The sequence below is a fragment of the Roseobacter cerffii genome (assembly GCF_054226325.1).
On record NZ_CM135757.1, the window covers coordinates 973,253 to 998,437 of the forward strand.

At 58.9% G+C, this 25,185-nt stretch carries 18 protein-coding genes and 1 riboswitch; of the genes, 6 read left to right on the forward strand and 12 right to left on the reverse strand.

Annotation, left to right across the window (positions count from 1 at the left end; genetic code table 11):
• The first annotated feature begins 4 nt into the window (after window positions 1-4).
• The 3 genes from ACVC7O_RS04800 to ACVC7O_RS04810 all read left to right on the forward strand — a co-directional run bounded on the left by ACVC7O_RS04800 (window position 5) and on the right by ACVC7O_RS04810 (window position 4,800).
• Window positions 5-1,741 (forward strand): putative bifunctional diguanylate cyclase/phosphodiesterase, encoded by a 1,737-nt coding sequence (locus ACVC7O_RS04800; protein ID WP_458324948.1) that lies wholly within the window; start codon window positions 5-7, stop codon window positions 1,739-1,741.
• A gap of 1,036 nt (window positions 1,742-2,777) precedes the next feature.
• A complete protein-coding gene (locus ACVC7O_RS04805) occupies window positions 2,778-3,599 on the forward strand; it encodes a hypothetical protein (protein ID WP_458324949.1) in 822 nt (273 codons plus the stop codon).
• Window positions 3,600-3,615: 16 nt separating this feature from the next.
• Window positions 3,616-4,800 carry an MFS transporter gene (locus ACVC7O_RS04810; RefSeq protein WP_458324950.1) on the forward strand — a complete coding sequence of 395 codons (1,185 nt, stop codon included), beginning with the start codon at window positions 3,616-3,618 and terminating at the stop codon, window positions 4,798-4,800.
• A 102-nt stretch (window positions 4,801-4,902) separates the two neighbouring features.
• On the opposite strand, the gene ACVC7O_RS04815 is transcribed toward ACVC7O_RS04810, so the two are convergent.
• Window positions 4,903-5,517, reverse strand: a complete 615-nt coding sequence (locus ACVC7O_RS04815; protein WP_458324951.1) for a DJ-1/PfpI family protein — start codon at window positions 5,515-5,517, stop codon at window positions 4,903-4,905.
• Window positions 5,518-5,600: 83 nt separating this feature from the next.
• Here ACVC7O_RS04815 and ACVC7O_RS04820 point away from each other — a divergent pair, with 83 nt between their 5' ends.
• On the forward strand, window positions 5,601-6,620 hold the full coding sequence (locus ACVC7O_RS04820; protein ID WP_458324952.1) for a GlxA family transcriptional regulator: 1,020 nt from the start codon (window positions 5,601-5,603) through the stop codon (window positions 6,618-6,620).
• 182 nt (window positions 6,621-6,802) lie between these two features.
• Here the strand turns inward: ACVC7O_RS04820 and ACVC7O_RS04825 are convergent, their stop codons facing one another.
• From ACVC7O_RS04825 to ACVC7O_RS04835, 3 genes are all read right to left on the reverse strand, one after another.
• A complete protein-coding gene (locus ACVC7O_RS04825) occupies window positions 6,803-7,561 on the reverse strand; it encodes a metallophosphoesterase family protein (RefSeq protein ID WP_458324953.1) in 759 nt (252 codons plus the stop codon).
• Window positions 7,562-7,811: 250 nt separating this feature from the next.
• Window positions 7,812-8,711 carry a DMT family transporter gene (locus ACVC7O_RS04830; protein ID WP_458324954.1) on the reverse strand — a complete coding sequence of 300 codons (900 nt, stop codon included), beginning with the start codon at window positions 8,709-8,711 and terminating at the stop codon, window positions 7,812-7,814.
• A 235-nt stretch (window positions 8,712-8,946) separates the two neighbouring features.
• A complete protein-coding gene (locus tag ACVC7O_RS04835) occupies window positions 8,947-9,663 on the reverse strand; it encodes a TenA family protein (protein ID WP_458324955.1) in 717 nt (238 codons plus the stop codon).
• 48 nt (window positions 9,664-9,711) lie between these two features.
• Window positions 9,712-9,808, reverse strand: a riboswitch (TPP riboswitch).
• 340 nt (window positions 9,809-10,148) lie between these two features.
• Here ACVC7O_RS04835 and ACVC7O_RS04840 point away from each other — a divergent pair.
• The gene (locus ACVC7O_RS04840) at window positions 10,149-11,504 is read left to right on the forward strand and encodes an MFS transporter (protein WP_458324956.1); all 1,356 of its coding nucleotides are present in this window, start codon (window positions 10,149-10,151) and stop codon (window positions 11,502-11,504) included.
• 112 nt (window positions 11,505-11,616) lie between these two features.
• Here ACVC7O_RS04840 and cynS read toward each other — a convergent pair whose 3' ends face one another.
• Genes cynS through ACVC7O_RS04865 form a run of 5 tightly spaced genes read right to left on the reverse strand, consistent with a single transcriptional unit; the run spans window position 11,617 to window position 15,709 of the window.
• Window positions 11,617-12,084: a cyanase gene (cynS, locus tag ACVC7O_RS04845; RefSeq protein WP_458324957.1), complete on the reverse strand. Its 468-nt coding sequence runs from the start codon at window positions 12,082-12,084 to the stop codon at window positions 11,617-11,619.
• Between the two features lies 1 nt (window position 12,085).
• The gene (locus ACVC7O_RS04850) at window positions 12,086-12,565 is read right to left on the reverse strand and encodes a nuclear transport factor 2 family protein (RefSeq protein ID WP_458324958.1); all 480 of its coding nucleotides are present in this window, start codon (window positions 12,563-12,565) and stop codon (window positions 12,086-12,088) included.
• A 4-nt stretch (window positions 12,566-12,569) separates the two neighbouring features.
• Complete coding sequence (locus ACVC7O_RS04855; protein WP_458324959.1) at window positions 12,570-13,478, reverse strand: ABC transporter ATP-binding protein; 909 nt, start codon at window positions 13,476-13,478, stop codon at window positions 12,570-12,572.
• Between the two features lie 9 nt (window positions 13,479-13,487).
• On the reverse strand, window positions 13,488-14,321 hold the full coding sequence (ntrB, locus tag ACVC7O_RS04860) for a nitrate ABC transporter permease (RefSeq protein WP_458324960.1): 834 nt from the start codon (window positions 14,319-14,321) through the stop codon (window positions 13,488-13,490).
• On the reverse strand, window positions 14,321-15,709 hold the full coding sequence (locus tag ACVC7O_RS04865) for a CmpA/NrtA family ABC transporter substrate-binding protein (RefSeq protein WP_458324961.1): 1,389 nt from the start codon (window positions 15,707-15,709) through the stop codon (window positions 14,321-14,323). Before ACVC7O_RS04865 ends, ntrB begins: the two co-directional genes overlap by 1 nt.
• A 177-nt stretch (window positions 15,710-15,886) precedes the next feature.
• On the opposite strand from ACVC7O_RS04865, the gene ACVC7O_RS04870 reads away from it, so the two are divergent.
• Window positions 15,887-17,743: a sigma 54-interacting transcriptional regulator gene (locus ACVC7O_RS04870; RefSeq protein ID WP_458324962.1), complete on the forward strand. Its 1,857-nt coding sequence runs from the start codon at window positions 15,887-15,889 to the stop codon at window positions 17,741-17,743.
• Window positions 17,744-18,187: 444 nt separating this feature from the next.
• Here ACVC7O_RS04870 and ACVC7O_RS04875 read toward each other — a convergent pair whose 3' ends face one another.
• The 3 genes from ACVC7O_RS04875 to ACVC7O_RS04885 form a co-directional block, all read right to left on the reverse strand.
• Entirely contained in the window at window positions 18,188-20,290 is a 2,103-nt protein-coding gene (locus ACVC7O_RS04875; protein ID WP_458324963.1) for a trypsin-like peptidase domain-containing protein, read from the reverse strand.
• Complete coding sequence (locus tag ACVC7O_RS04880; RefSeq protein ID WP_458324964.1) at window positions 20,287-20,997, reverse strand: hypothetical protein; 711 nt, start codon at window positions 20,995-20,997, stop codon at window positions 20,287-20,289. The genes ACVC7O_RS04875 and ACVC7O_RS04880 overlap by 4 nt, the downstream gene beginning before the upstream one ends.
• Window positions 20,998-21,613: 616 nt before the next feature.
• Complete coding sequence (locus ACVC7O_RS04885; protein ID WP_458324965.1) at window positions 21,614-24,838, reverse strand: CARDB domain-containing protein; 3,225 nt, start codon at window positions 24,836-24,838, stop codon at window positions 21,614-21,616.
• Window positions 24,839-25,185: the final 347 nt, after the last annotated feature.

Here is a 25,185-nt window from a genome sequence, read left to right on the forward strand (position 1 = left end):
CGTCATGGTATTTCAGTGGTGCAACAAAGCTTTCACCAAGATCACCGGCTATGACGCAGAGGAGGTTCTGGGCCAACGCGGGACTATTTTGATCGGCCCGGATCTCGAGCAGGGCATTCACCTTTACATCATTGAAAAGCTGATGAATTGGGAGAATTTTTCAACCAAGGCAGTCAACAACCGCAAAAGCGGCGACACCTATCTGCAACGCATGGGCTGGACACATCTTTCCGATCCCGAAACTGGCGACCACTGGTGGCTCTGCTCGATCATTGAACTCGAGGAAGACCAGGTCAAACCGGCAGCACGCTCCAGTGATCAACTCGCCACGGCGGATCAGGAAGGCTATGCAAAAGCCCTCGAAAAAATTCACCGGCTGGAGAAGGAAAACACGCGGCTGCATGAACTTGCAAAATCTGTGGCCAAGGATGCAAACGAGGACGCTCTGACCGGCCTTTCAAACCGGAGACACTTTGAGGTTGAGTTGAAGACCTGGATCGGAAACCTCAAGACGCGAGGAACCGAATTCGCGGTGCTTTACATTGACCTCGACCGGTTCAAATTCGTCAACGACACGCTTGGCCATGATGCGGGCGACCGTCTTCTGGTTTCTGTTGCCCATATGCTGCGTGAGTTGACCACTGAGGCGGATCTGGTTGCGCGTCTTGGTGGCGATGAGTTTGTGATACTGAAGCCGCTTGGCACGAGTGCGCTCAACGTAAGCAGTCTGGCCGATGAAATTGTGCAGAAGATGCAAGCGCCCTTTTCTTTCGATGGCAAATCCACTGCGTGCAGCGCGAGTGTCGGTGTCGCCATTGCCAACGCCAATATGGACGTTCCGGAACAGGTCGTCGCGGACGCCGACGCAGCCCTCTACCACGCAAAATCGCAAGGACGGGGCCGGTGGTCGTTCTTTACGGAAGAGATGCACGCAAACTCGATCGCGACCAAGCAATTGGCGTCGGATCTTTTGCTTGCCTGCGAAAGACGTGAGTTCATCTCGTATTTTCAACCCTTGATTGATGCGCAGACCGGTCGGATTGTCTGCGCAGAGGCGCTGGTCAGGTGGGATCATCCCAGCAGGGGGATCCTCGCGCCCGTTGCGTTTCTCGATACAGCGGCTCACCTCGGGATCCTCAAGCGGATTGATGAAATCGTTTTTGCCGGCCTGTCGGGCGCCCTGTCAGACTTTGACGACGCAGGCGTTGACCTTCCCCGCGTTGCAGTGAATGTCTCAGCCGCCAGGCTGGCCGATCCAACGTTCATTCATGACATCAAGAGCTCTGGGATCAATCCGAAGCGTCTGACGGTTGAAATTCTGGAGTCCGTTTACCTGGATCGGATCGGTGATGTGGTGCGTTGGATCATCGACGAGCTTGACGAATTGGGCGTGACCATTGCGCTCGACGATTTCGGAACCGGGCATGCGTCGGTGCAGGGGCTGCTGCAAATCAGGCCAACCATTCTGAAGATTGATCGCCACTTCATCCAACCCGTCGTAGCGGACGAAGGTGCGAGGGCGCTGACAGCATCCATTATCGGCATCGGTAAGAGCCTTGGCATGCGCGTGGTCGCGGAAGGCGTCGAGTCCGAAGAACACGCGCGGATCGTCAGCAAGATGGGCTGCGACTATCTGCAAGGGTTCTATTTTGGCAAGCCGATGAGCAAGGCTGATCTGTGCGACCGGCTGCTTGAAACGGGGGGGCAGTTCTGGTCTCCGGAACTGCGGGGCGCGGGCTGAAGGCTGTTTTGAGTGTCCTGCGAACTAATGGCTGTTGGTCGTAATATGTGTCGCTCCGTACATCCAATACCGTCGCGCCAGTGTATGAGGCTAGTGAAACATGTTCGAGGCTCTCGGGTGGGCGGCAAAGACTGTGCAACTCTTAGATCGACCGTCTCTTAGGCCGCGGCAGTCACCGCGAGTTCAATCGCGCGAGACAGAGCTTCATCGGCGGAGTAGGTGGGTCGGCTTGCGGAGCACACCTGTCTGCGCCCCGGCCCGATCTCGTAGACACAGGACACATATGCGCCACCGGCGATTGCGGACGCACATGGAATCCATCTTCCTCCTGGGCCTTCGACGGCGTCTCCAATGCACACATTCACCGACCCGGGCGGAGGACAGGACACCAAAGAGGATACGTCAAGAAGCTCATCAATACTCATAAACATCCCTTTCAGACTACAGTATTTTGGCCAGATTGGGCAAAAATATGGCTGCGGCGCAGCTACCGTCATTGGGGGGTCATATTTCGAAAGGCCGAGACACTTAGAGCGATTTTTCTGGCTATGGTTTTGACAGCTTTGGGAGAGATGTACACCGAGATAAACATTTAAAAACAGAAGGTTGAATTCAGATCAAGGATTAAGATGAGTTTCATTAAATTCTATGAATCTTTCTTACTTCTGATCGCCTTCAATCGAACAGTTTCGCGGTATCTCCCATTGGATCGGTCGCTCCGAGAGTTTCGCGAGCTGCATGTCGGAGAGGTAATGGATACTGCTGCGCCATGAGACCAAATCGCACCTCCGTCGAGACGAGGTATGCGTCCAGGTCAGGGGGATCTCACGAGAATTTCAAACCAGCATGCCCCGCCGCGTGTTCATAAAGTCGTGACAGTTGCCGTGCAGATACGTAGTGCGGAAGGTCCAGCGCCGAGATAAGATCACAGGTCTGAATTCAAGCGAACCGACCGACAAGTAAGAGATCGGTCAGCAGCCACTATTTCTTTTCTACCATCGAAGTTGGCTAACAAATCCTTAACCAATTGATGGGAATGTTGTTGCTTGAACGGAAGCAATTGGCCAAGTGGGTGGGCATGTTACCAAGTAGTTTGTTTAAAATTGTAACGAGCCTGTCGGGGATCCTCCGCGATCTTGAAGGCATGGGAATTCACGTCGAGGTCGGTGACGACTTTGCCAAGTACCGCGCGTACAGGGGTCAGCAACCTGATCGCGGCGCGATCTATCCCATGTTCGATGTGACGAGTTCGTATGTTGATCGTCGCAACGGTTTCTGGATCTGTGGCTTTGACGAAAATGGCGATCTGATCCACACACAGGCGGTACGTCTCCTTGACCTGTCTGGCGTGTCGCTCGGAGCTCATCTGAACGATCACCGTCACAAGTACATCACGCCGGACACGACACCCGATCCGGATCTGACATTTTACTCGGGCCCGGAAGCACTCCGCACAATCACGGGACAGGTCTGTTATCAGGGCGATTTTTGGCTTCGAGCAAACGGCCTAGGAGGGCCGCGAAGCCAAGGCGCAACGGCACTTCTGTCGCGCGCCTTGTTCGAGATTATGGTCGCCGCCTGGAACCCTTCCTTTGTTTTTGCCCTGGTACCCAAACGGTTGGGCGCGAAAGGTGCTCACCTTCGGTATGGTTATACTCATTGTGAACCGGGCAGGTGGCTGGGCCCGGATCAACAGGTTACCGAGGAAGACTATCTGATCTGGATGGGCGCGAAAGACATGGCAAACATGCTTGCTCCATCATCGGACGGCTTTCCGCGCCCGACCGGTGTTTCGGCGGTTCACTCCACTACAGCTGTTGACGCAAAAGGCCACCTCGACACACGTGAAAACGTTTGATCGGCGGGACTGATTAATGACAACCCAGACGCCGGATATCGATAAGGCGGCTCTCGCAGCTGCGCCGCCGCGCAAGGCGATCTTCGGGCCAATCGTGGCAAACGTCGCCTTCGTGATGGAACTCACGTTGGTTCCGTTGCTATTACCCGCGATCCAGTTGCATTTCGGGTTGTCGATTGGCGAACTGGCCTGGGTTTTCAACGCCTACGGCATCGCGGTGGCGGTTGGGGTTATTCTCGGAGGCTGGTGCGGCGATGCGTTCAACACCAGGAGAGTCTTTGCCTACGGTGTCGCCTTTTTCGCGGCGGGGTCTCTCGTGGTGGCCGCCGCCGAAAGCTTCGAGATGCTCGTCATCGGGCGCATATTGCAAGGCCTTGGCGGCGGTATCTTCTCACCGCTTGTGCCGCTTCTATTGACACAAGCTTTACCGCAGAAACCTGGGCGGGCGCTCATCGTCTGGGGCAGCATTTCGGGCTACGTGGCCGCCTTCGCACCACTTTTCTATGGCAGCGTCCTTGGACAACATGGCTGGAACATCGCTTTCATTTTCATTGGGATTGTAGCTGCCGTTGCATGGCTGGTTCTGAGTGCATCGCAGTCTGACAACGACGCTGCACCAGCTGCGGTTCAGCCAAAGCAATACACAGAGCTTTTTCGCACCCGCAATCTCTGGGTGACGTTCCTCTATGTCTTCTGCACATACGGAGCCATCACTTATTACCTCTTCCGATTGCCGGTTTGGCTCTCCGAAAACGATGTTGAGGCGACGAGCGTTGGCCTGGTGCTGTCGATCATGTGGCTGACCTTCTCTGGTTTGAGCACCCTGTTGCGGAATCTGGTCGATAGTCCTCGCCTCCGGGTCATTATGATCGCCGCGCCGCTCCTCATTGTTGCGGGATTTCCCCTGTCTTACTTTGGCGACAGCTTCTTTTTGCTTGTGCTGTCTTCGGTGCTCGTAGGCTCAGGTTTGGCTTGCAGCAACGCACCTTCGACGCAGTTGATCCTAAAGTTTGCGCCTAAGGGCATGAGCGCTGTATCGACCAGCCTTGACATCACCTTCGCGCGCTTGGGCGGAATTGCAGCCGTCGCTCTCTTCGCCGAGACCGAATTCTCTTACGCTGCCGCGGCGATAGGTTTTGCATGCTTGGCGGCGGCCGCGTGTGCGCTTGTGGCCAACAAGGGTTTGGCGATCAACGGATGATTTCGCAGTAACCGTGGGGCCGTAGCTTCGCGGGCGCGTCGCTGCAGATCGGCGAAGAGCAGTCTTAAAACAGATGCTTTTGACCCGCCATCGTGGGAGGGGTTACGGCTGACCAAGTCCGCATTTGTCAGCGAATGGATCCCAGGTTGGGTCCCGGTGCCAGTCGTACTCCGATCCGGTTGCCATCCATTCCGCGGCCTCTTCATCGAGTACATGCGAAATGGCCGCGAGCGCCATATCCATCCCTGCAGAGACGCCCGAGGATGTGAAGAACTTGCCATCGTGGACCCACCGCGCCTTCTCAACCCAGTTCACACGCGGCGCCAGCGGCACGGTGTCCCTGAAATCAATCTTGTTGGTCGTTGCGCGGCGACCGTCGAGCATGCCGGTCAAAGCCAACAGGATGCTCCCTGTACAGACTGTCATAACATGATCGGCTTCGCGCGCCGTCTCGACGATCCAAGTCATGGCCGCGGGGCGCTTTGCGACATCAAGCGCACTGTCGCCGCCGGGGATCAACAGGAGATCGTAATTGGTGCCGTCGCGGATAGTTGCATCCGGGAGGATGCGTTGACCATGGCGTGTGGCGACGGGGTCGTCGGTCTCCGCCACTAGCTTCAATGAGATACGTTCTGCAAATCCCCCTAAGAACTCTACCGGCCCAAAGAGGTCCAGCGTTTGGACTCCCGGAAACACAAAGACTGCAAGTGATTTCATAAGGGATACCTCCAGCGATTTGCGCCGCACTGTCGTGCGGGTTGGCCTAGACTACGTCGATTTGCTTTGGCACAAATGCCAATATGAACACATTTTCTGCCAATCTTCAGGACCGACCGTCTGCCGGCGAGCATCCAGTCCACCAGATCGTCTTTGTGGTTTATCCGGATATCGCGCTTCTGGATCTTGCAGGCCCGCTGCAGGTGTTCGTTTGGGCGCGGAACAAGGACACCGGCGCACTTGGGTATCGTGCCAGCATCGTGTCGAGTGAGGGCGGGCGGATTCCCACGGACACGCTGCTTTCGGTGGAGACTGACCCCATCGACGATTGGGCGGGACGGCACATCGACACTTTGCTGGTGGTCGGTGGCGATGGCGTCTACGAGGCGGCAGAAAACACGGGCTTCGTGACGAAGATAGCCGATCTGGCAGCGCGGGCGGATCGTGTGGCGTCTGTGTGTTCCGGAGCGTTCCTGCTGGCGTCGGCTGGCGTGCTGAGAGGCCGCAGGGCCGCAACTCATTGGGAAGACGCCGACCGCCTTCAGGCCTCTTTTCCGGACACATGTGTGGACATCGACCCGATCTACGTCAAAGACGATCACGTATGGACATCAGCGGGTGTTACAGCTGGCACGGATATGGCGTTGGCCATCGTCGCAGAGGACCTCGGCCAAGAGGTTGCGCTTGATCGCGCCAAAGCGCTGGTCACCTATATGGTGCGGCCCGGTGGGCAATCGCAGTTCAGCCCGGCGCTTGAGCGGCAACGACTTGATCAATCGAACACGTTCGAGAGGCTGCACAATTGGATCGGTGAGAACCTGGCGCGTGACTTGCGGGTTGAAGAGCTGGCCGAACGGGAGAACATGAGCCTTCGCAGCTTTCATCGTCAATACCAGGCCACGATGGGCCTTACTCCGGCGAAGGCCGTCGAGAAGATGCGAACGGAAGCCGCGCGGGACATGCTGGAGTCGACCAGGTTGAGCATGAAGACAATCGCGGTGCGATGCGGTTTCAAAGACGAGGCGCGGATGCGCTGTGCATTTGTCCGGTCATTGGGTGTATCGCCGAGTGCCTATCGGCGCCGATTCCAGATCGTGGTGTGAGGGGTTAAGCAGCCCGCATTTGTAGCAATCAGGCCAGACCAGTTTGTGATCGTGGCGCGCCACGGCACCATCCGATTTTGCCCTTGGGGGCGCCTTCGACGTCCGAGCATCCAGCCGATGTCCTGTCGGTCTGTCCTCAAGGTGCCTCGCACGACCCTGTCCCGTTTTCGCCGCGTAACTGGTCAGCTGATCCAGCCGGTCGCCAATCTGGGCTCCCAGTGGGCGTGATCGGCTGCCTTCGCGGCCTCGATCATGCGTTGCGGATCATAGGCGATATGCCGGAATGTACTCATCCAGCCATGATCCGTCCTCTCGACAAGTGCGTAACACGCAGCAGCTGTTCCGGTCTGCACGATATGCTCCACAGGATCGTTGTCGGTGTAGGCCGGGCATCCCACGCTGCCGGGGTTCAAGACCACGCGCCCGTCAGGCAGATCGACCCGGCGGGGGAGATGCGTGTGACCACACAGGAAGAGCGTGGCGACAATCCCCTCTGCTTCTTTTGCGATCTCGTCCCGTGGTCTCAACAGAACGTCTCCGCTGGGTGAGACGCGCTCGGTCCAGTAGACGGTGTCGCTTCTCGGCGTTCCATGGCACGCAAAGATCTCCCCATCGACGGCGTGTGTAGCGGGCATCTGCCGAACCCAATCGAGGTGGTCGGCCTCCAGCTGATCGAAGGCGGCCGCCTCAATCGTATCCATGTGGTCGCGTGCTTGCTCGGTCAGCCAACGATCGTGGTTGCCCTTAAGAAGGATCATGTCTCTTGCCATCAAGAGGTCCGCTGTCTCCCGCGCAGCCATCGGGCCGCTGAGGTGATCGCCAAGATTGATGATGCTGTCGACACCATGGTCATCGATATCGCGCAGGACAGCGGTCAATGCATCCGCATTGCTGTGAATGTCTGCGATCACGGCAAATCGATGTTGATTAAACGCTGTCATTGTTTTTCCTAGGCTGTGGGGGGCTCACTGCCCTGAAGTTGCAGGTTTCCATGCTCGCAGGGTAGCTGCTGGTGCTTCACTCACAAATGCCAATCTGCGTGCGGAAACTGCCGAAGCATCAAGAAACTCATGAAGTGGGGTCATCCCTGCCAATGGCAATTCAGGGCGTCTGAGCGGACTACCCCAATGGACACGAGCGCTGGCTGGCTGAGACGCAGAAATCCATACTTCGATGCCTTCCGACCAAATCCTAAATCCGCGCCTCGGAACTCAGCCGACCAAGCATGACCGCGCTGAGGACAATCGTGGCGGAGCCGATGATGGCGGTGACACTCGGTATCACGCCAAACAGCGCAAAGTCATAGAGCGCTGCAAATACCAGAACGAAGTAGAACGCCGGCATCACGAGGCTCGCGGCACCACGTTTCATCGACTGAATGAACAGAGCCTGCCCCGAGACCATAACAACACCCAGCGAGATCAGAAGCATCCACTGCGCCCCGGTTGGGGTCGTCCAGACGAACGCGGCGACCGTCAGAGCGATAGTGGTTCCAATGAGGTTGTTGATGACGAGTATGCGCATGGCAGGCTCGGAGCCGGTCAGGCGTTTGATGAAGATGGCTTCCAGACCCATCAGGGCGGCGGCCAGCAAGGCAAAGAGACCCGCGGCCTGGAACGCATCGGTCCCGGGCCGCAGGATCAACATTGCGCCCGCAAGTGCAAAGACTGAGGCAAGCACCTTGCGTAGACCGATGTGCTCGTTGAGCATCAAGGCTGCCAGAGCCATAGTGACAATGGGGCTGAGGAAACTGATTGCGGTCGCATCGGCGACAGGCATTTTTGCAACCGCCGCGAACATGGCCGTGACGCCGGACCAGCCGCAGACTGACCTCATGAGATGCAAGGTCCAGTTCGTATGACTGAAGGTCGGGCGACTGGCAGGTAGGACACACAAGACGGCAAGAAGCGTGAGTGCTGCAAAGCAGAAGCGGCCCGCACTGATCTGCAGGGGATGCAGACCCGAGCCGTCGTCCAGTCCGACACCGAGCGATTTTCCGATGATCGAGGTCATGGCGACCAAAGCCGCTGCACCGATCATCGAAGGCACCGCAAGTGCTGCCGAGTTGAGCTTTTGGGGGCTGTTACTCAAGAGTGTCTCTGACTTTGCATGGTTTTGCGGATGGAGGATACGAGTTCGCGTGTTTTTTCTATCTCCATTAGCCAACCGGTGAGCGCAACCCATCTTCTGATGCGGCCTCACCAGGGGCATCAGAAAAACGATGGGAAGCGTTCGAGCGTCCGAATATGCCGGGTCGCATCTTTCGAGCTTGACCGCATTAGCCACAGGTTGGTCTGCTCACCACGCTACGGCCACTTCGGTGGCATTAGGCTGTTTCGGTTGCAGGGTCCTTCCGTGGCGGAACGTCCAGCGGCGTGGGTGGCTCAGGCCAGCCTGTCCGGTGGTACGCGCTGTGCCAAAACATCCATTCATGCCAGGAGGACTGGGTGAACGCGACCTGCATGGCGTTCCGGGTTGCATCGTCGGCATCGTCAGCCAGGGTATTGGTGAGATCGATCATCGCCTGCACCGAGGCTGCAAAGGCCTCACCGGCGTAGGTGTCGATCCAGGCGCGATAGGGGTTGTTCGCTACTGCTTCTGCGTGGATCGCAGTGCCGACCCGGTGGTAGATCCAGAAACAGGGCAGGAGTGCCGTGACCGCGACCGGGAAAGGCCCAATCGCTGCCGAACTGATCAGAAATGATACATAGTGGTCGCAGGCGCGCGATGGTGGCGTCGCGGCGAATGTCCCGGGTGAGACGCCAAAGCGCGCCATGTAGTCCCCGTGCAGCCTGCGTTCAACGGCGATGGCGCCCGCGGCTGATCCGGCAAGCTGAGCAATGGCGTCTGCTCCTGGGGCGCGGGACGCAGCCATCGCCAGCGCGCGCGCAAAACCTTCCAGGTAGTGCGCGTCCTGAATGATGTATCCTTGGAAGGTCTCGGATGGTAGGGTGCCCATCGCCAGTTCCGTGTTGAACGGCATGGTGCGTATGGTTTCTTGCAAATCCGCCGTTGCAGACCAGAGGGTATCAGTGAAGCTCATCTTTCCATCTCCTTGCGTGTGCACGTGGAGGAGATGGACAGGCCCGAGCAGCACCTGCGCACAACTTCCTCCGCCGGTATGAGCCGGTTCAGGTTCAAAGGGTGCGTCTCAACCCGGCCAATGCCGGATGCCCCTGTTGCAGGTCCGAAGGTCACAGCCTTCGCGGCAATTGTCAAACGACGATCAGGTGTCCGACCTTTGCGATGTTCCGGGGGCCATCTTTCTTCGCCGTCCCATCGCCATCTCAGAGAGGACTATGGAGCTGTCGCAGACGGTGGGATTTGAGATGGTGGATGACGAACTGGACGAGTGGTTGCACGACGAGTTCATCGGTCTGTCAACAACTGCCCCGTAATGCTGGCAGCTGCTTCGGATGCAGCGGCTGCATCGTGGCCCACGATGCCGGAACAGAATGAGGTTCCGGCGAAAACCTGGCATTCGACGAGCGAAGAACCCCTTTGCTTCATGGCCGAAAGCCACCTTTTGTGCAGATTCCGACGTGTTTGGAACCGCAAAGACATCATCGTCAGAACCGTTGCTATCTGCTGTCGCCTTCAAATGAGCAGGTAACGGGTCGCTCGCACGACAAGCGACGCCCCAACCTGAGCGAAAAGCACAGGAGTTTTTCTTTGTCTGTCCTTCATCGCCTCACCGGTGCTGCCTACGGCACTCATTTTGCCGATCAGATCGCACTTGTGTCGGTCCCTCTGGTTGCCGCTTTGGCCTTTGGTGCAACTCCGGAGGTCATCGGCATTCTGGTCGCCTGCCAGTCCATGGCCCATCTGCTTGGCTCAATTCCATTCGGCATTCTTGTCGATCAACAACAGCTTCGGTCCCTCGCGATTGCATCCGCCCTGACCTCCTTTGCGGGATTCGCCACCGCTGCATTGAGCATCTTGCTAGGCACGGTCATCTGGTTTGGCGTTGGGATCACAATTGCGGGCTTTGGCGTCGTCCTTTTCGGTCTGACGGCACTTTCGATTTTGCCTCGAACAGTCGCCGCGCCCGCGCTGGCTCAAGCGAATGCGGCGATCGAGATACCAAGAGCGCTATGCTCGTTCGCTGTCCCATTGGCCATCGGCCTGCTGATCGGCACTGCGCCGGGATGGATGATCTTTGCCTGCGCTTGCATTGGTTCTCTTTTTGCCTTGAGCCTGTCCCTGACGCTGCCGACGTTTGAGGTAAGGCCAAAACAGCAGGCCTCCGCCTTTTCGCGAGTTCTTGAGGGCGGGCAGTACGTGATCTCGCACCGGCTCCTACTGCCGATTGCACTTTGCGCGATCTTCTGGAACCTCGCCTTCGCGGCGTTGCTCGTGGTCCTCGTCCCTATTATCCGGGAGGTCTACCAGTTCGTACCGGGCGCATTCGGATTTGCCCTCTCGGCATTTGGATTGGCCGCTGTGATGGGCTCTTGGCTTGCAGGGCGACTGGCTCAACGCATTGCCCCATCCGTTATCCTTTTGTTCGGTCCCTGCAGTTCGGTCGTCGCAGCGGGCGGTCTGCTTCTGATTGGCGGCGACACTTACGAGGTGTGGCTTTACGCTTGCTTCTTTTTGCTCGGTTTTGGCCCAGCCATGTGGCTTGTCGTCCAAAATTCAGTTCGCCAGCTGGTCACGCCGCCCGCCATGCTTGGGCGGGTCAATGCGGTGATCCAAACGGCGATTTACGGGATCAGACCGTTGGGTGCGCTCGTTGGAGGGGGCGTTGCTGGCAGCCTTGGCCCTCAGACAGGGCTGCTGCTCGTATTCGGCGCCTACGTTCTGTCGTTCTTGGTCGCATTCTTCAGCGGTCTGCGGTTGGTGAGGAGCTATGGCTCACTGTCGTCAGATGGTCCGATGTGACGCTTGGAGAAGCTGCATGCGCGAAGTTGCAGACCTGCGTAATCAGCGTCCGAAGCTTGGGACGCTGATCGACTGTGTTTCCAGCGATATCCTGCGAGCGAAACGCGTCAGCTCACCAGCTGTTGTAGCCGAGGAACTTGCCGGACATTTCGACCTTCACGCGGTCGCCCTTCGGATGCTCCACCCGCGTCACCGACATGTCGAAATCGATGGCCGACATGATGCCGTCGCCGAACTTCTCCTGAATGATCGCCTTGAGTGTCGGGCCATAAACCCCCACAATCTCGTAGAAGCGATAGATGCACGGGTCGGTCGGCACCGCCTGTTCCCAGATCTTGGTGGGGCTTTCGGCCAGCACCGAGGCGGCTTCTTGCGGCAGCCCCATGGTGGTGACCATCAGCTCGGCTTTGTCAGTTGGGAAGGCGTTCATCCCCATGGCGGCGGAATGGGTCCAGACCGGGGACATGTCGATCTTCTCGGCGATCTCCTCCCATGTCAGCCCAGCCTGTTTCTTGGCCGACAGGATCATCGCGGTGACGTCCTCTTTGGTCATCTCGGTCATTGGGATCGTGTCCTTCATTTTATAGTCCTAACTCTGTCAGTCCGGGGTGGTCGTCGGGCCGGGGGGTGCCCTCCGGCCAGTGAAACAGGCGGTCTTCATCCGCAATCGGCACATCGTTGATCGAAGCATGGCGCACGGCCATGTAGCCCAGATCATCAAACTCCCAGTTCTCGTTGCCATGGGCGCGGTACCACTGGCCCGCCTCGTCGTGCCATTCGTAGCAAAAGCGCACCGCGATCCGGTGGCCCGCATGCGCCCAGATCTCCTTGATCAGGCGATAGCCGGTCTCCTTCGCCCATTTGCGGGTGAGGAACGCCTGCACCTCGGCCCGCCCACGCGGAAACTCGGAACGATTGCGCCAGCGGGTGTCCGGCGTATAGGCCTGCGCCACCTTCTCCGGGTCGCGCGTGTTCCAGGCGTTCTCGGCCATGCGCACCTTGGCGACCGCTTCTTCATAGGAAAATGGCGGCAGTGGCGGGCGGGGAAGCGTGTCGCTCATGGCATCACCCTTCCACCGCGCGCAAAACAGGCTTGGCAGGCTCGGGCTCTTCGCTCTCCTGCGCGTCGGACAGATCAATACGGATGGTCTCGGGCTGGTTGGCCCCATCGCCGGGCTGGCCTGCCAGCTCTGCAGACCGCTGCGCAAGGAAATGGACCAGATGGTTACGGATGGCGTAGTAGTTCGGATGCTCGACAATATCATTGCGGACACGCGGACGCGGAATGGTCATCTCCACGCTTTCCGCCACCTGCGCCATCGGCCCGTTTGTCATCAGCAGGATGCGGTCGGCCAGCAGGATCGCCTCATCAATATCATGGGTGATCATGAAGACGGTCTGGTCCGTGTCGCTCCAGACCTTAATCAGCTCGTCCTGAATGGTGCCCCGGGTCAGCGCGTCGAGCGCGCCGAACGGTTCATCCAGCAGCAAGAGCTTGGGCTCGTTGGCGAACGCCCGCGCGATAGACACCCGCTGGCGCATCCCGCCCGAGAGCTGGCTAGGCTTGCGGTGGATGGTGTCACCCGTCAACCCGACCTTGGCGAGAAAGGCCGTCGAATGCTCGATCACCTTCTCCTTGCTCCAGTCCGGAAAGCGGGCCGAAACGCCAAAGGTCACATTCTTGAGCGCCGTCAGCCAAGGCAGCAGCGAGTAGTTCTGAAACACCACACCCCGGTCGAGGCTGGGGCCGGAGACATGCTGCCCATCCATCTTGACCACGCCGCTTGTGGGCTCAGCCAATCCTGCGAGGATGTTCATGATGGTGGATTTGCCGCAGCCCGAATGACCCAAGATGCAGACAAACTCTCCCTTCTCGATGCCAAAGCTGGCGTTCTCGAAGACGGTGAACTCCCCACCTTGCCCATCAGGATAGCGCTGTGTGAGTTGCTCGATACTCAGAAAGGGTTTGGCCACGAAAAGCTCCTATTCCGTGTAGGCGACGGTGCGCTGCAGCAGGCCGAACAGAGAGTCCAGCAGCATGCCCACGACACCGATCATGAGAATGGAAAAGATGACGGAGGTCAGGTCGAGGTTGTTCCACTCGTTCCAGACATAGTAACCGATGCCGGTGCCCCCCACGAGCATCTCGGCTGCGACAATCACCAACCAGGCGATGCCGATGGAGATGCGCATGCCCGTGACGATGGTGGGGGCCGCAGCGGGCAGGATCACGGTGAAAGCCGTCTTCAGCGCGCCTAACTCATGCGTCCGCGCCACATTCACCCAATCCTCGCGCACCCCGGCCACGCCAAAGGCGGTGTTGATCAGCATGGGCCAGATCGAACAGATGAAGATCACGAAGATCGCGCTCATCTCACTGTCCTGAATGACGAAGAGCGCCAACGGCATCCACGCGAGCGGCGAGATCGGCCGCAGCACCTGAATGAAAGGGTTGAGCGCCTTGTAGGCCACCGAAGACATGCCGATTAGAAAGCCCAGCGGGATCGCAATGGCTGCCGCCAGCGCGTAGCCGGTCAGCACCCTGTAGATCGAATAGCCAATCTGGATGCCGATCCCCTTGTCGTTGGGGCCTGCGTCATAGAACGGGTTCGACAGCTGCTCCCACGCCTTGGCCAGCACCTGACTGGGTGGTGGCACACCGGCTTTGGGCTGTCCCCCGCCGGTGAGCAGTTCGTATTCGGTCAGTTCACCCACCGCCTTCTGCGCGGGGATCGACGCTTCCCAGATCAGGCAGCCCACGATCAGGATCAGGATCGAGAGCAGGGTTGCCTTTCGGTTTTCCGACAGGGTTTTCATCAGCCCGCCTTGATCGCGAAACTGTCGACATAGGCCTCAGGCTGATCCGGGTCGAAGGTCTTGCCCATGATCGTGTGCGATTTGTAGGTGATGTCGGGCGCGTCATAGCCCAGATCAGTCATCACCTTCTTGGCATCCGAGGCCAGATACACCTGCTCGGCCACCGCCTTGTAGTCCAAATCACCCTCGATATAGCCCCAACGCTTCATCTGCGTGAGGATCCACACACCCATCGAGTGCCAGGGGAACGGGTCAAAATCGATCCGGTCGGGCACGCGCTGCACCTCGCCCAAACCGTCGGCATATGTGCCGGTCAGCACCTGCTGCACCACCGTGACCGGCTGGTTGAGGTAGTTGGTGGGTGAAATCGCCTCCGCAATCTCGACCCTGTTGTCCGGGTTCGAGGCGTATTGCGTCGCATCGATGATCGACTTCAAGAGCGCGCCATAGGTGTTGGGCAGCTCCTGCGCAAAGCTCAAAGGAGCGGCAAAGGCGCAGCACGGGTGCCCTTCCCAAATCTCCTTGGTCAGGATGTGAATAAAGCCGATGCCCTCGAAGACCGCACGCTGGTTGAACGGATCGGGCGAGAGGTAGCCGTCAAGGTTCCCCGCGCGCAGGTTTGCGACCATCTCGGGCGGAGGAACGACGCGGATTTGGATGTCCTTGTCGGGGTCCAGCCCGAACTCAGCCACGTAGTAGCGCAGCAGGAAGTTGTGCATCGAGTATTCAAACGGTACCCCGAAGGTAAAGCCCTTCCACTGTTGCGGGTCGCGCTTGTCGAGGTGTTCGTTCGACAGGACGATGGCTTGCCCGTTGATGTTTTCCACGGCGGGCATGATGTAGGGCGTCGCGACTGATCCCGCGCCCAGGGTCATGGCCAGCGGCATCGGCGTCAGCATGTGGCTGGCATCATATTCACCCGACAGTGACTTATCGCGCGCCACAGCCCAGCCCGCAGTCTTAATCACCTCGGCGTTCAGACCGTAGCGTTCGTAAAAGCCCAAAGGCTGCGCCATGATAATCGGCGTCGCGCAGGTGATCGGCACAAAGCCGATGTTGAGGTCGGTTTTTTCGGGCTGGCCGAGGTTGTCGAGGATCGCCGCCTTCGCCTGCTCCATCGGGAAGACAGACGCGAGTGCCGCCGCTGCCGTGGCCCCGCCGATCATCCCCATGAAGGACCGACGCCCAATATCATTCTGACCAAAGACGGAGCGGACAATCGCGCTTTCCACCGCACGCTCCATCATCTGCTCAGACGACATCTGATGCGGCTCGATATGGTCATGATCGTGCCCGTGACCCGCCAGACACCCCTCGCAGCCGCAATCCGCGCCATGCCTCAGATCGGTCTTTTCCGAAAACGGATTGCCTAGGCTTTTGATTGTCATGTCCATCTCCTGTCAGCGTTTGAGCAACTGTCCCACGGGTTTGCGCCGGGGAAAATGTGGTCTGAGACCTGCCTGAAAACCGTCACCGCACTGAATTTACTGATGAATTTCTGTGCATTTCTCACGAATTTTCGTAAATTACGGTTTTTCGTGACTATCCATCGCCGGGAAGCTGCGATGCTGATGGCCATGCTGGATTTGCTTGATTCCGACCGGTTGGTCTCGCACCAACCCCTGCCGACGCTGCTCTTGAACACGCAGGACGACCGCGTCTTGTCCGCCAATGACGCGGCATGCCACCTATTTGGCCTTGAAACCTCAGGCAGAGCGTTCTCAGATCTTCTGCAATGTGATGTCTCAACCGCCGCCGTCTTTTTCGATGCAGTGGCGCATTTCGGTACCTACATTGACCGCAGCCTGTCCCTGGCCGACCCGGACGGCACGGAACTGCGCCTGCAAAGCTATGGCGTGCAGGTCCAGCCGGATCTGGTACTGCTCAGCTTTCTGGATCTGGACGAGCAAGACCACCGCAACCGCTTGGCCGAGCAGGAGGCGCATCAGCGCGCGGGGCTCTCGCAATGGCAGAACATCTATGGCTTTTTTCGCGAGGTCGAGGCGCAGAACCACCTTATTCTGGAGGCCGCGGGCGAAGGCATCTACGGCATCAACGCCATGGGTCAGGCGACCTTTGTGAACCGCGCCGCGCAGAAAATGCTGGGCTGGTCTTCAGAAGATCTGATCGGGCGCGACCTGCACGCCACGATCCACCACAAACACCTGAATGGCGAGCATTTTCCAGCCCATACCTGCCCGATCTATGCATCCTTCCGACAGGAAGAGACCAAGCGCGTCGACGATGACGTCTTCTGGCGCAAGGACGGCAAGCCTATTCTGGTCGAATATGTCTCGACGCCGATCTACGATCATGGCGTGCTGGCGGGCGCGGTGGTGATCTTTCGCGATGTGACCGAGCGAAAGGAAAACGAACGCAAGCTGCGCGAGGCACTGGCGCAGGTCGAAGAGCTGAAGGTCAAGCTGGAGCAGGAAAACGACTATTTGCTGACCGAAATTCGCTCGGCCCGCTCGCACACCGGGGTTGTGGGTGTCTCGCCTGCGATCAAATCGCTGAATGCGCGGATCGATCTGGCGGCGCGGAACAAGGCGCCTGTGCTGGTCTCCGGGCCGCCCGGATCGGGCAAGAGCCTGACCGTTTCGGCCATCCACGAGGCCAGCGACCGCGCCCGCCGCCCATTGGTGCGCATCAGCTGCGATCACCTCTCGGCGCAGGAACTGGAGGCGGAGCTTTTTGGTTACCGCCGGGGTGCCTTTGCCGGGGCGACCCGCGACAAGACCGGCAAGCTGATCATGGCGCATAACGGCACGCTGCATCTCGACGAGATTGCAGAGTTGCCGAAGGGTGTGCAGGCCAAGCTTTATGATGTGCTGCAACGCGGCCACTTCCAGCGCCTTGGCGACAGCACGCAGACCCCTGTGTCTCTGACGGTCGTGGCCACGACCTCGCGCGATCTGATGGCAGAGCTGCGTGCGGGTCGGTTCCGGCAGGATCTCTATTTCGCGCTGAACGTCTTTTCGATCACCTGCGAGCCGCTGCACGAGCGGCCCGAGGACATTCCCTATCTGGCCAAGCATTTCCTCGACCGCACCACGCGCCGCCTGCGGTTGCCGGCGACGCGGTTGTCCAAGTCCAATATCGACGCGCTTAAGCAGTACGAATGGCCTGGGAACGTGCGGGAGCTCGAAAACGTCATCGAGAGAGCGGCCATCCTCGCGCAGGGTCGGCGGTTGAAGTTCGACTTTCAGCGCAATGGGCGGGCCCTGGGCAATGGCGCTGATGCGGTTCTGACAGCCGAAGAATTGCGCAGTCTGGAGCGCGAAAACCTTCAAAACGCGCTGCGCCGCACCAAGGGCAAGGTGGCTGGGCATAAAGGTGTCGCGGCCATGCTGGGTATCGCGCCAACGACGGCGTACTCCAAGATCAAGTCTCTCGGCATCGACCCCAAATATTTTAAGTGAGATGTGTTAGTGCGGTCTACGCTTCTTGTGGCGCTGCAAAAGCTGCAGCCTTTCCTGTCGCAAAAACCACTCGGTGATCGTCTGACACTCATCGCGCCTGTATAGCGCTGTCGACCAGATCGGCGGTAGCCGACGCTACGTCCCCGCGAGTGAATAGTTTTAGTTCGATCCGACGTAGCGGCCACAATGCATTGTCGGTCTGCGTGTCGTTTCCGTGCCAATCTACGACTCTCTCCCGGACGGTGTACCGGCGCAGTGCCAGTGGCGAACGACAGAGGAAGCCGTTCGCTCTCCGCCAACGGATGCTTCTCAGATTAGACCCGCAGGTCAGGGAAGCGGTGGTCACAAAGCCGGTTGATGGAAAAATGGAGGATCGCGGGCCGTTTTTCCGCTATGCGCACGGCCGTTCAACGACGAAGCTAATCATTTGGCCCGCGTCTCACTTCAACGCACCGCAAAGTCGGATAGATGCTCGGCTCCGATGAGCATCATCCGGTAGGCGACGACCTCCTGATCGGAAAGCTCTTCTTCTTCGCCCAGGATGTAGACGGAAGTCCCCAGAAACACGTTCTCCTGCGCGGTCAGGCCGAGATAGATGTCGGCGAAAGAACCCGTCTCCTTGTCGGTTCCCGCAAAGTATCCCCAGCACTCGGCGCGCTCCGCTTCGACGTCAATTTCGGGGTCGCAGTTGGTGGGGTTGAGCTCATCCCACTCTGCCATCTCGCTCAGTCTTTCGAGAAACTGCACCACATTGTCCCCGGTAATCTCGTCAAAACTCTCGCCTTGATGAATTGCGATCGCCAAACGGAGACGACCGTCGCTGGCGACCCCCTCAATAGCCCCAAGTGTCGGGTTCCACTCAAGCTCCAGGCCTTCGGGTGTCGCCACCGTGGCCCCGGTGATGCGGTCTTCATAGATGTCGAACCGAAGCTTGTCGAAATCTGACGGGTCTCTCAGCTTTGACTTCAGATAGACCAAGTCACTTTTCCAGCCAAAATCCTGATCGGCAACGAAGTCAGCGGCGACGTCCGCAAGGGGAACCCGGCGGACAAGCGTTAGAGCTGAAGTCTCCGGCCAATAACGGTCTTCATCTTCTGCAGGCTGCTCGAACAATGTCCGGAGAAGACTTGCCTTGCCGAAGTCGTTGAGATTGTACGACGCGAATTGCATCATGAGGTAGTCCATCCAATCGGCGTCCGACATGTCGTTGGGATGGCGGTCGCGGCGTACAACACGACCGGAAAAAGTGGGCCCGTTGGCCTGGATCACGAATTCTAACGCCGTCTTGCCGTTTTGCGTCTCTTGGTAGAAATCGTAATTGGCATATTCGAGCGATTGATCGACGAACTGTTCTGGCAACAGATCCGGTACTGCGCCATCGCCCAATGCTGTGCCCAAATAGCTGTGCAGCTGTTCGAGACCCTCCTCGAGAGCCGCGTCAAAACTATCGGCGCTGAAAAGAACCTCAGCATAGGTCGCTGCGCCGTCCGTCGATACAGCCTCCAGAAATCCGTTCGCGGGATCCACAGTGACATCTGTACCCGAGGGGACGACAGACCAGCTTCCTGTCCCCAAGGCTTGCATCACATCGAGTGTAAAATTGTTCCAGGCGGCTTCGGGAATGAAACCGTCGAGTTCGTCGATGATCCAGTCTGCGTCCTCGGGAGCGTGCGCCTTCAGCTCCGACAGTACATCTCCGAACGAGAGTTGACCGATGGGCTGAAACGCGGGCGCGACGCGGTCTTCGGGTGATGCAGTTTCGACCGGCGGTCCGCCAAAGTGCACGGTCTTTGGTTCCTGCACCGCATAGCTGCTCATCAGCAGGGCGTTGCGGGATGAGACTTGTGGAATGTCATCTTCAGACGCGGGCAACGAAGGCAGATAGACATGCGCGGGAATGGACCAGTTCATCCCACGCCACCCCCCTAGGAGACCGCCGTCCGCGATCGCGACAACCCGTCCGTCCCGATCAAGGATCGGTGCGCCGGACTGACCGTGCTGAAGCAACGAGGCGACGCGCAGGATCTGTGTGTCACGTGTTGGGAAGTTTTGGGCACGATAGAGCTTCAAGAGATCCGCGGATGAATATGCGCGCCCGAGTGTTGTCAACGCTCCAGAAAGCCCGGTGGAAAATCTGACACTATCGCGATTCATCTGTTCAGCAGCCATCGGATAGCCCCAGATGAAGTGTGGATCATCCACGTTTGGCGTCGCGCCTGCGATGGACAGCGCGGGCAAACCGAAGTCCTCCGACAGCTTGACGAGCGCAAGATCGGGCTCCAGATCAACGGCGACGATGGCATCGATCGTCGTTTCCAAGCCAACGTGCTCGCTCAGCACAATGCCGTCCTTGCAGCCGGCCACCGCGTGTAAGGCAGTGACCATATAACCAGGTTCCGGCCAGACAAAGCCTGTCGCCTTCGTCTCTCCGCCTTCTGGAAAGCACCTGATCTGCAGCACCGACCGTGCGGATATGGCGTCGCTCTGGGCCAGGCCTGTTGATGGGCTGGCAAACAGGGCGCTGGCGATCAGCAGGGCGCGGATCATTCGCTCGCGTCCAGCTTGCTCAGGGTGCCTTCGGCGATCTGCATCTTGCAAAGAATACCATGCGCGATCCGTAGACCGCTTTCCTTGTCCTCAGCAGGAAGTGCGCCAAGTTCAGCGCCGACCAGACGTACGACATCGGGGGCGTTCGGTCGCGCATAGACCCGAAGCGTCGCGTCAGCTGTCGCCAATCGTTCTGGGTCCAGCTGAGAACAGGCATCGAAGTCGCTCAACTCGCTTGAAAATAAGACCGCCTGTTTGCCCGAAGCGATCCCGCCATTTTGTTGCAGGGGACTTTGCGGTGCCCCTTCAGAGTAGGAGACGGCTTTCGGCGTGATTGCTGTCCGTTCATAAACCATCATTTGGCGGGCGAGGGTTGGGTTATTCGGGAACGCCTCGTTCCATTTCGCCATGACGATCTCGGGGTGCAGCGCAAGGGGGTTGTTGATGCGCACAAACAACCCCAATCCTATGCCGACGACCGTTGCGAAGCCGAAGGCGCCAATGCGGACGGCGTTCACGGCGGGCAGGCGGGTCTCGAACGTTCGTGAGTCGATGCCAAGAAAAACAGCCAGCAAAGATGTCAGGGCGCCAACAACACCGGCGACCACGGGGGTCACGGCAAGCCCCAAGATGACCCCAAGAAGCAAGCCGAGCCCGGCTCCGGCAAAAAGATCTGGCGCTAACCGTGACTGTGATTGCTCTGTCATATCCCCCGCCAAGCAGTATTTTGCTGTGCTTTTCCTCACCGTGCAGGACAGAGATGCTTTTCGCAAGGTAAACGCTGTCACCTCAAAACGAAGCAGGCTGTCTGAGGAGGCTTCGGCGCCCCTTTGGACATTGTCGACGTACGCGTTGCAGCGGTGGACAAGCGTAAAGAGACGGAGTGGCGTGAACGACTCTAAGTCAAAGTACTCCCTGTCCGTCCATCTAATCGATGGTACGGCGGCCAGCCGCCCCATCGCCTCGGGTTGTGGCAACGGCCTATGCTGGGCCTTCATCACGATATCAGCGCTGAAACATCGCTTTCGGACTCCCGCTGTTCTTGCACAGCTCAGCGTTCGCACCTCGACAGCTACCTGTGCGCAAACGAACCTGCGTTTGACAGCTGCGGCATTGGCCTGCGCGGACTTGCCTTGCACCAGTGTTTTGAAGCCTTTGGAACTGCGGCCGGTTCCCCGTGATCTGGCGCTTCACTGAGCGGCTTGAGTAGAGCCAAAGCGGCTCTCGGCGGCAGCCAGGTCTGTTTTGGACGCACCGCGACCGGTAGCAAAAGGGGGCGCTGGAAGTGGGTCCGGCCTGGAGAGGGCCGAACCCATGGTGGCCTCACCCAGCTGGCGACAGGCAAAGGCTTTCATCGCCATTGTTGCTCTCGTCCTGCTCGATCAACATGTCGCCATGATCGGCGGCGAGTTCGAACGCACAGGATGAGGTTCCGTAGCAATCACGCGGTATGTTGACCGACACATCCATATCGCTGCCAGCGGGCAGGGCAGGAATGACCGTGTCGACGGTCGCGCTTCCGGCGAACGAGATCCGTAGCGTCGAAGGTCCCGCGTCGCCCATACCGATGTTGCGAACGACAGCCTCGACCGTCCGTGCGGGACCTCCGCTTGGTCCGTTGTCGCCGCAATAAAGCGCATTGGGCACACCTTCGGGCAGTTGAATATCAAACTGCGGATCAATCGGTGGTTCCGGGTTGGCGGGCAAGACCACGAGATCCGGGCGTGGACCTTCCTTGCGCTCGCGTTCTGAGATCTCCTCCACGTCGATGCTGGTTGAAATGCCGCCCTCCTTCTGCGTCACCTGCGTCGTATAGACGGCATCCACATCCAGGCTGAGCGGCGATTGAACGATCAGATAGCCTTCGACATAGCCCGCCTGTCCGATTAGATCGCGCGCTTCGGAGCAATCGGCCTTCAGGGCCTCGTCGTAGTCCAGCTCATCCAGCCCGATGGGCACGACCTTCCCGGCCACTTGTCGTTCTGGTGGGAAGCTTAGCGCGATCTTCTTGAAGAAGGTCACCCGCTCGTCATTGGGGTTGTGGACGTTGACGGTTGTCCGGAAGTCACCCGGAACGAGCCGCGGGTCCTCCGGGGCGTCGTGCCCACCGCAGATGTACTTTGCGGCATACTCGAACCGGGCGCAAAGCACCTCGACCGTTGCGCGCCCGGTGTTGTTCGACGGATCGGTGTCATAGCTGCCTGCATTCACAACTTCGGCGACATTCGTCAGCGTCGCGAACTGCGCTTCGGGCACGCAGACCACATCGACGCTGACCCGGGCATTGATCACAGCATCCCGCGTCTCACCTGGTGCAAGACCACCAAGGGAGCATGTCACCTCTTGGCCGTTGGCGGTACAATCGGGCGAGCCGCCGACAAAGTGCAACCGATCATCCAGAACATCCGTGACCTGCACATTTGTCGTGGCATTTCCGCCCCGGTTCTCCACGGTGATCGTAAAGTCAACAGGCTGGCCGGCCACGACTGGATCGGGGTTTGCCGTCTTCGTCACCACCGCGAGATCGGTCGTCTGCATGCTCGCCACCACAAAGTCGATGCTCTGCGCAGAGGGCTCTTCGTTCCAGCCCGGAATGTCGCCCTCGGCCGTCAGAGCATGGCGGTTCGGGTCAAGCACGATACTGCTCCAGTCATCGGCGCCGGAGTACTGCTGGACACCCGCATTTGACGCGTTGCCGCAGCGGGTGTTCCCGATGCAGCTGGCATCGGCGGCGTCAATGGCGCCATTTCCATCGTTGTCGATCATATCGCCGCAGGTGTTGTTGCCAGCCCCTCCTTCGCTGGCGGCGGGGTTCCAGAACGCATTGTTGAAGTCGATCGCAGGCGGAGCCTGTTGCGCGCCCGGCGTTCCGTCGCCATCCCAGTCGGGCGTCGCATTGAGCTGTCCTGTGGTCAGCGCCTGATTGTTCAGAGTCCAGGCCGAGAAGTTAGCGGGGTCCGAGCCGTCCTGGATGATGGTTTCATCCCAAGCCGTTTCGTCAATATCCGCAAGCGGGGCAAAGCCGCGGCCGTTGGCAAACCGCGGCGGTGAGAAGTCGAGGATGAACCCGTCGCCGGTGCCGTCGCCATCGATGTCCTGACCGTTCGGCACGCCGCCCGCCACCATGATCCCGCCTTGAAAGCGGTAGTTCATGACGCTGACATAATTGGGCTTACAGTTCACGTCATTGGTCGTGGGCTCGTCTTCGTTTGGGCCGCCATGGCCAAGATCGAGCGTGTGCCCGATCTCATGCATCAAGAGCCCGGCGTTCTGATTAAAGAGCAGCATGTCGTTGCCGAGGGCCTGACCGCCCATGTTGGGCGGCGGCCCGCCCGCCACCGCGTTGATGCCATAGCGAAAGACCTGTGCGCGGATCGGGTCGAAATTGCCGCGCGCGGGGTCGAATTTCACTTCGGCAAAGTCGGTCTCGCCATCGTCGTCGGAATCCACGAAGAGATCCGGCACGCCGCCCACCGGGAAGGCATTGCCTTCTCCGAGGCCGCCTCCGCCTGGTAGGGTGGAGAAGGCGAGCGCGCCGACAAGGCAGTCTGTATCGAATTGGTCCGATCCGTCGCCGCCGCCGTTGTCGATTCCGTCACCGCAGGTGTTGGCGCCCGCACCGTCTTCGGAGGCTGTGGGATCTGTGAGATCACCCGTATCGACCCACAGGTTGATGCCTTCGCCGGGTGTGCTGACACCGCCCGCGTTCGCAGGCGCCAGCGCGAAAGACTGCACGACCGCGGCGACCGCGGCTTGGGTCGGTGCTTGGCCGATCATCCAGTCCAGCTCGACAAAGAGGTCCTTGGCCGTCGGATCGGCACCCATAGCCGGAAGGTCGAGGTCTGGCGTGCCGTCGCAATCCTGATCGATCCCGGAGATCTCCCATTGATCGGGCAGTCCGTCACCGTCGGTGTCATCCAGAAGCGGAACGATCGTGACCTCGTCGAAAGTCACCTCGCGCCCGCCCTGCTGGAAGTCGGACATCCCATTTAAGCCAAACTTGCGGGCGTTGACACGCACCACAAAGTCATAGGTGACGCCTGCTGTCAGGGTCGCCGTGATCGCCTGCTCGAGTGTTCTGTCGATATTGCGATTGACGGTTGTGCCTGCCGTTCCACGTTCTTCGCGTTCAAAGATGACGTCATTCGCGAGTTCGACGTCGTTCGTGATGTCACGCAGGATCGTGCGGACATCGACTTCGCCGCGGATCACGGGGCCCCCACCAAATCCGCGCAATCGCCCGATCACGTGGATATCGCTCATGGCGATCGTTGTGGTCCCACTGAAACAAGGCCGAAAGCGCACACCGACTTCCGCGAAGGCCGAGCGCTGCGACGCGCCATTGCCCGAGGCGCGCGCCTCCGCGCGGTGGTCTTCAAGGCTGATCCCATGATGGTCGCCTCCTTCATCGGACGTGTTTGCGTCGCAGTCCCCGAGGGGGCAGTCAAAGACGCCGCCGACATCAAATTGAGCGGTTGCTAGGGTGGGTATTATGGTCACGCTAAAGGCAATGACCACGACTCGCACGAAGCCGAATAAATCCAACATCTTAAAAAATCCAAATATGATTTAAATTGCTATAAATGCAAAAATGATAGCATAGATTGGCCAAAAACTCGATGGCAAACTATCTTGGTACCCGATCCGATGGTCGAGCGAGGAGGAACCACGAGGAGATTCCGAGGCCGGATCTGCTGCAAATCTGATGGCTTTTCGCACACTTGGAGCTGGTCGACTGGGGCGCTGCTTTGCTGACAATTCAGTTGGCGGAATCGTGCCGAAGCCGTACCTAAAACAGATGCGGAAGGACCGCCCTGTCGCCTGCATTGATAGACATGTGCACGATGCGTTGAACCGCTATCCGGACAACGGCAGCGGGCCATCGCCGGTACGCG

Bases quoted from the DNA above. Each gene is read 5' to 3' on its own strand.
- ACVC7O_RS04880 (WP_458324964.1), bottom strand. From the start codon at position 20,997: ATGACAGAGCAATCACAGTCACGGTTAGCGCCAGATCTTTTTGCCGGA.
- ACVC7O_RS04820 (WP_458324952.1), top strand. From the start codon at position 5,601: ATGAACACATTTTCTGCCAATCTTCAGGACCGACCGTCTGCCGGCGAG.
- ACVC7O_RS04825 (WP_458324953.1), bottom strand. From the start codon at position 7,561: ATGACAGCGTTTAATCAACATCGATTTGCCGTGATCGCAGACATTCAC.
- cynS (WP_458324957.1), bottom strand. From the start codon at position 12,084: ATGAAGGACACGATCCCAATGACCGAGATGACCAAAGAGGACGTCACC.
- ACVC7O_RS04810 (WP_458324950.1), top strand. From the start codon at position 3,616: ATGACAACCCAGACGCCGGATATCGATAAGGCGGCTCTCGCAGCTGCG.
- ACVC7O_RS04835 (WP_458324955.1), bottom strand. From the start codon at position 9,663: ATGAGCTTCACTGATACCCTCTGGTCTGCAACGGCGGATTTGCAAGAA.
- ntrB (WP_458324960.1), bottom strand. From the start codon at position 14,321: ATGAAAACCCTGTCGGAAAACCGAAAGGCAACCCTGCTCTCGATCCTG.
- ACVC7O_RS04870 (WP_458324962.1), top strand. From the start codon at position 15,887: ATGCTGATGGCCATGCTGGATTTGCTTGATTCCGACCGGTTGGTCTCG.
- ACVC7O_RS04800 (WP_458324948.1), top strand. From the start codon at position 5: ATGGTATTTCAGTGGTGCAACAAAGCTTTCACCAAGATCACCGGCTAT.
- ACVC7O_RS04865 (WP_458324961.1), bottom strand. From the start codon at position 15,709: ATGACAATCAAAAGCCTAGGCAATCCGTTTTCGGAAAAGACCGATCTG.
- ACVC7O_RS04875 (WP_458324963.1), bottom strand. From the start codon at position 20,290: ATGATCCGCGCCCTGCTGATCGCCAGCGCCCTGTTTGCCAGCCCATCA.
- ACVC7O_RS04850 (WP_458324958.1), bottom strand. From the start codon at position 12,565: ATGAGCGACACGCTTCCCCGCCCGCCACTGCCGCCATTTTCCTATGAA.
- ACVC7O_RS04805 (WP_458324949.1), top strand. From the start codon at position 2,778: ATGTTGTTGCTTGAACGGAAGCAATTGGCCAAGTGGGTGGGCATGTTA.
- ACVC7O_RS04815 (WP_458324951.1), bottom strand. From the start codon at position 5,517: ATGAAATCACTTGCAGTCTTTGTGTTTCCGGGAGTCCAAACGCTGGAC.
- ACVC7O_RS04885 (WP_458324965.1), bottom strand. From the start codon at position 24,838: ATGTTGGATTTATTCGGCTTCGTGCGAGTCGTGGTCATTGCCTTTAGC.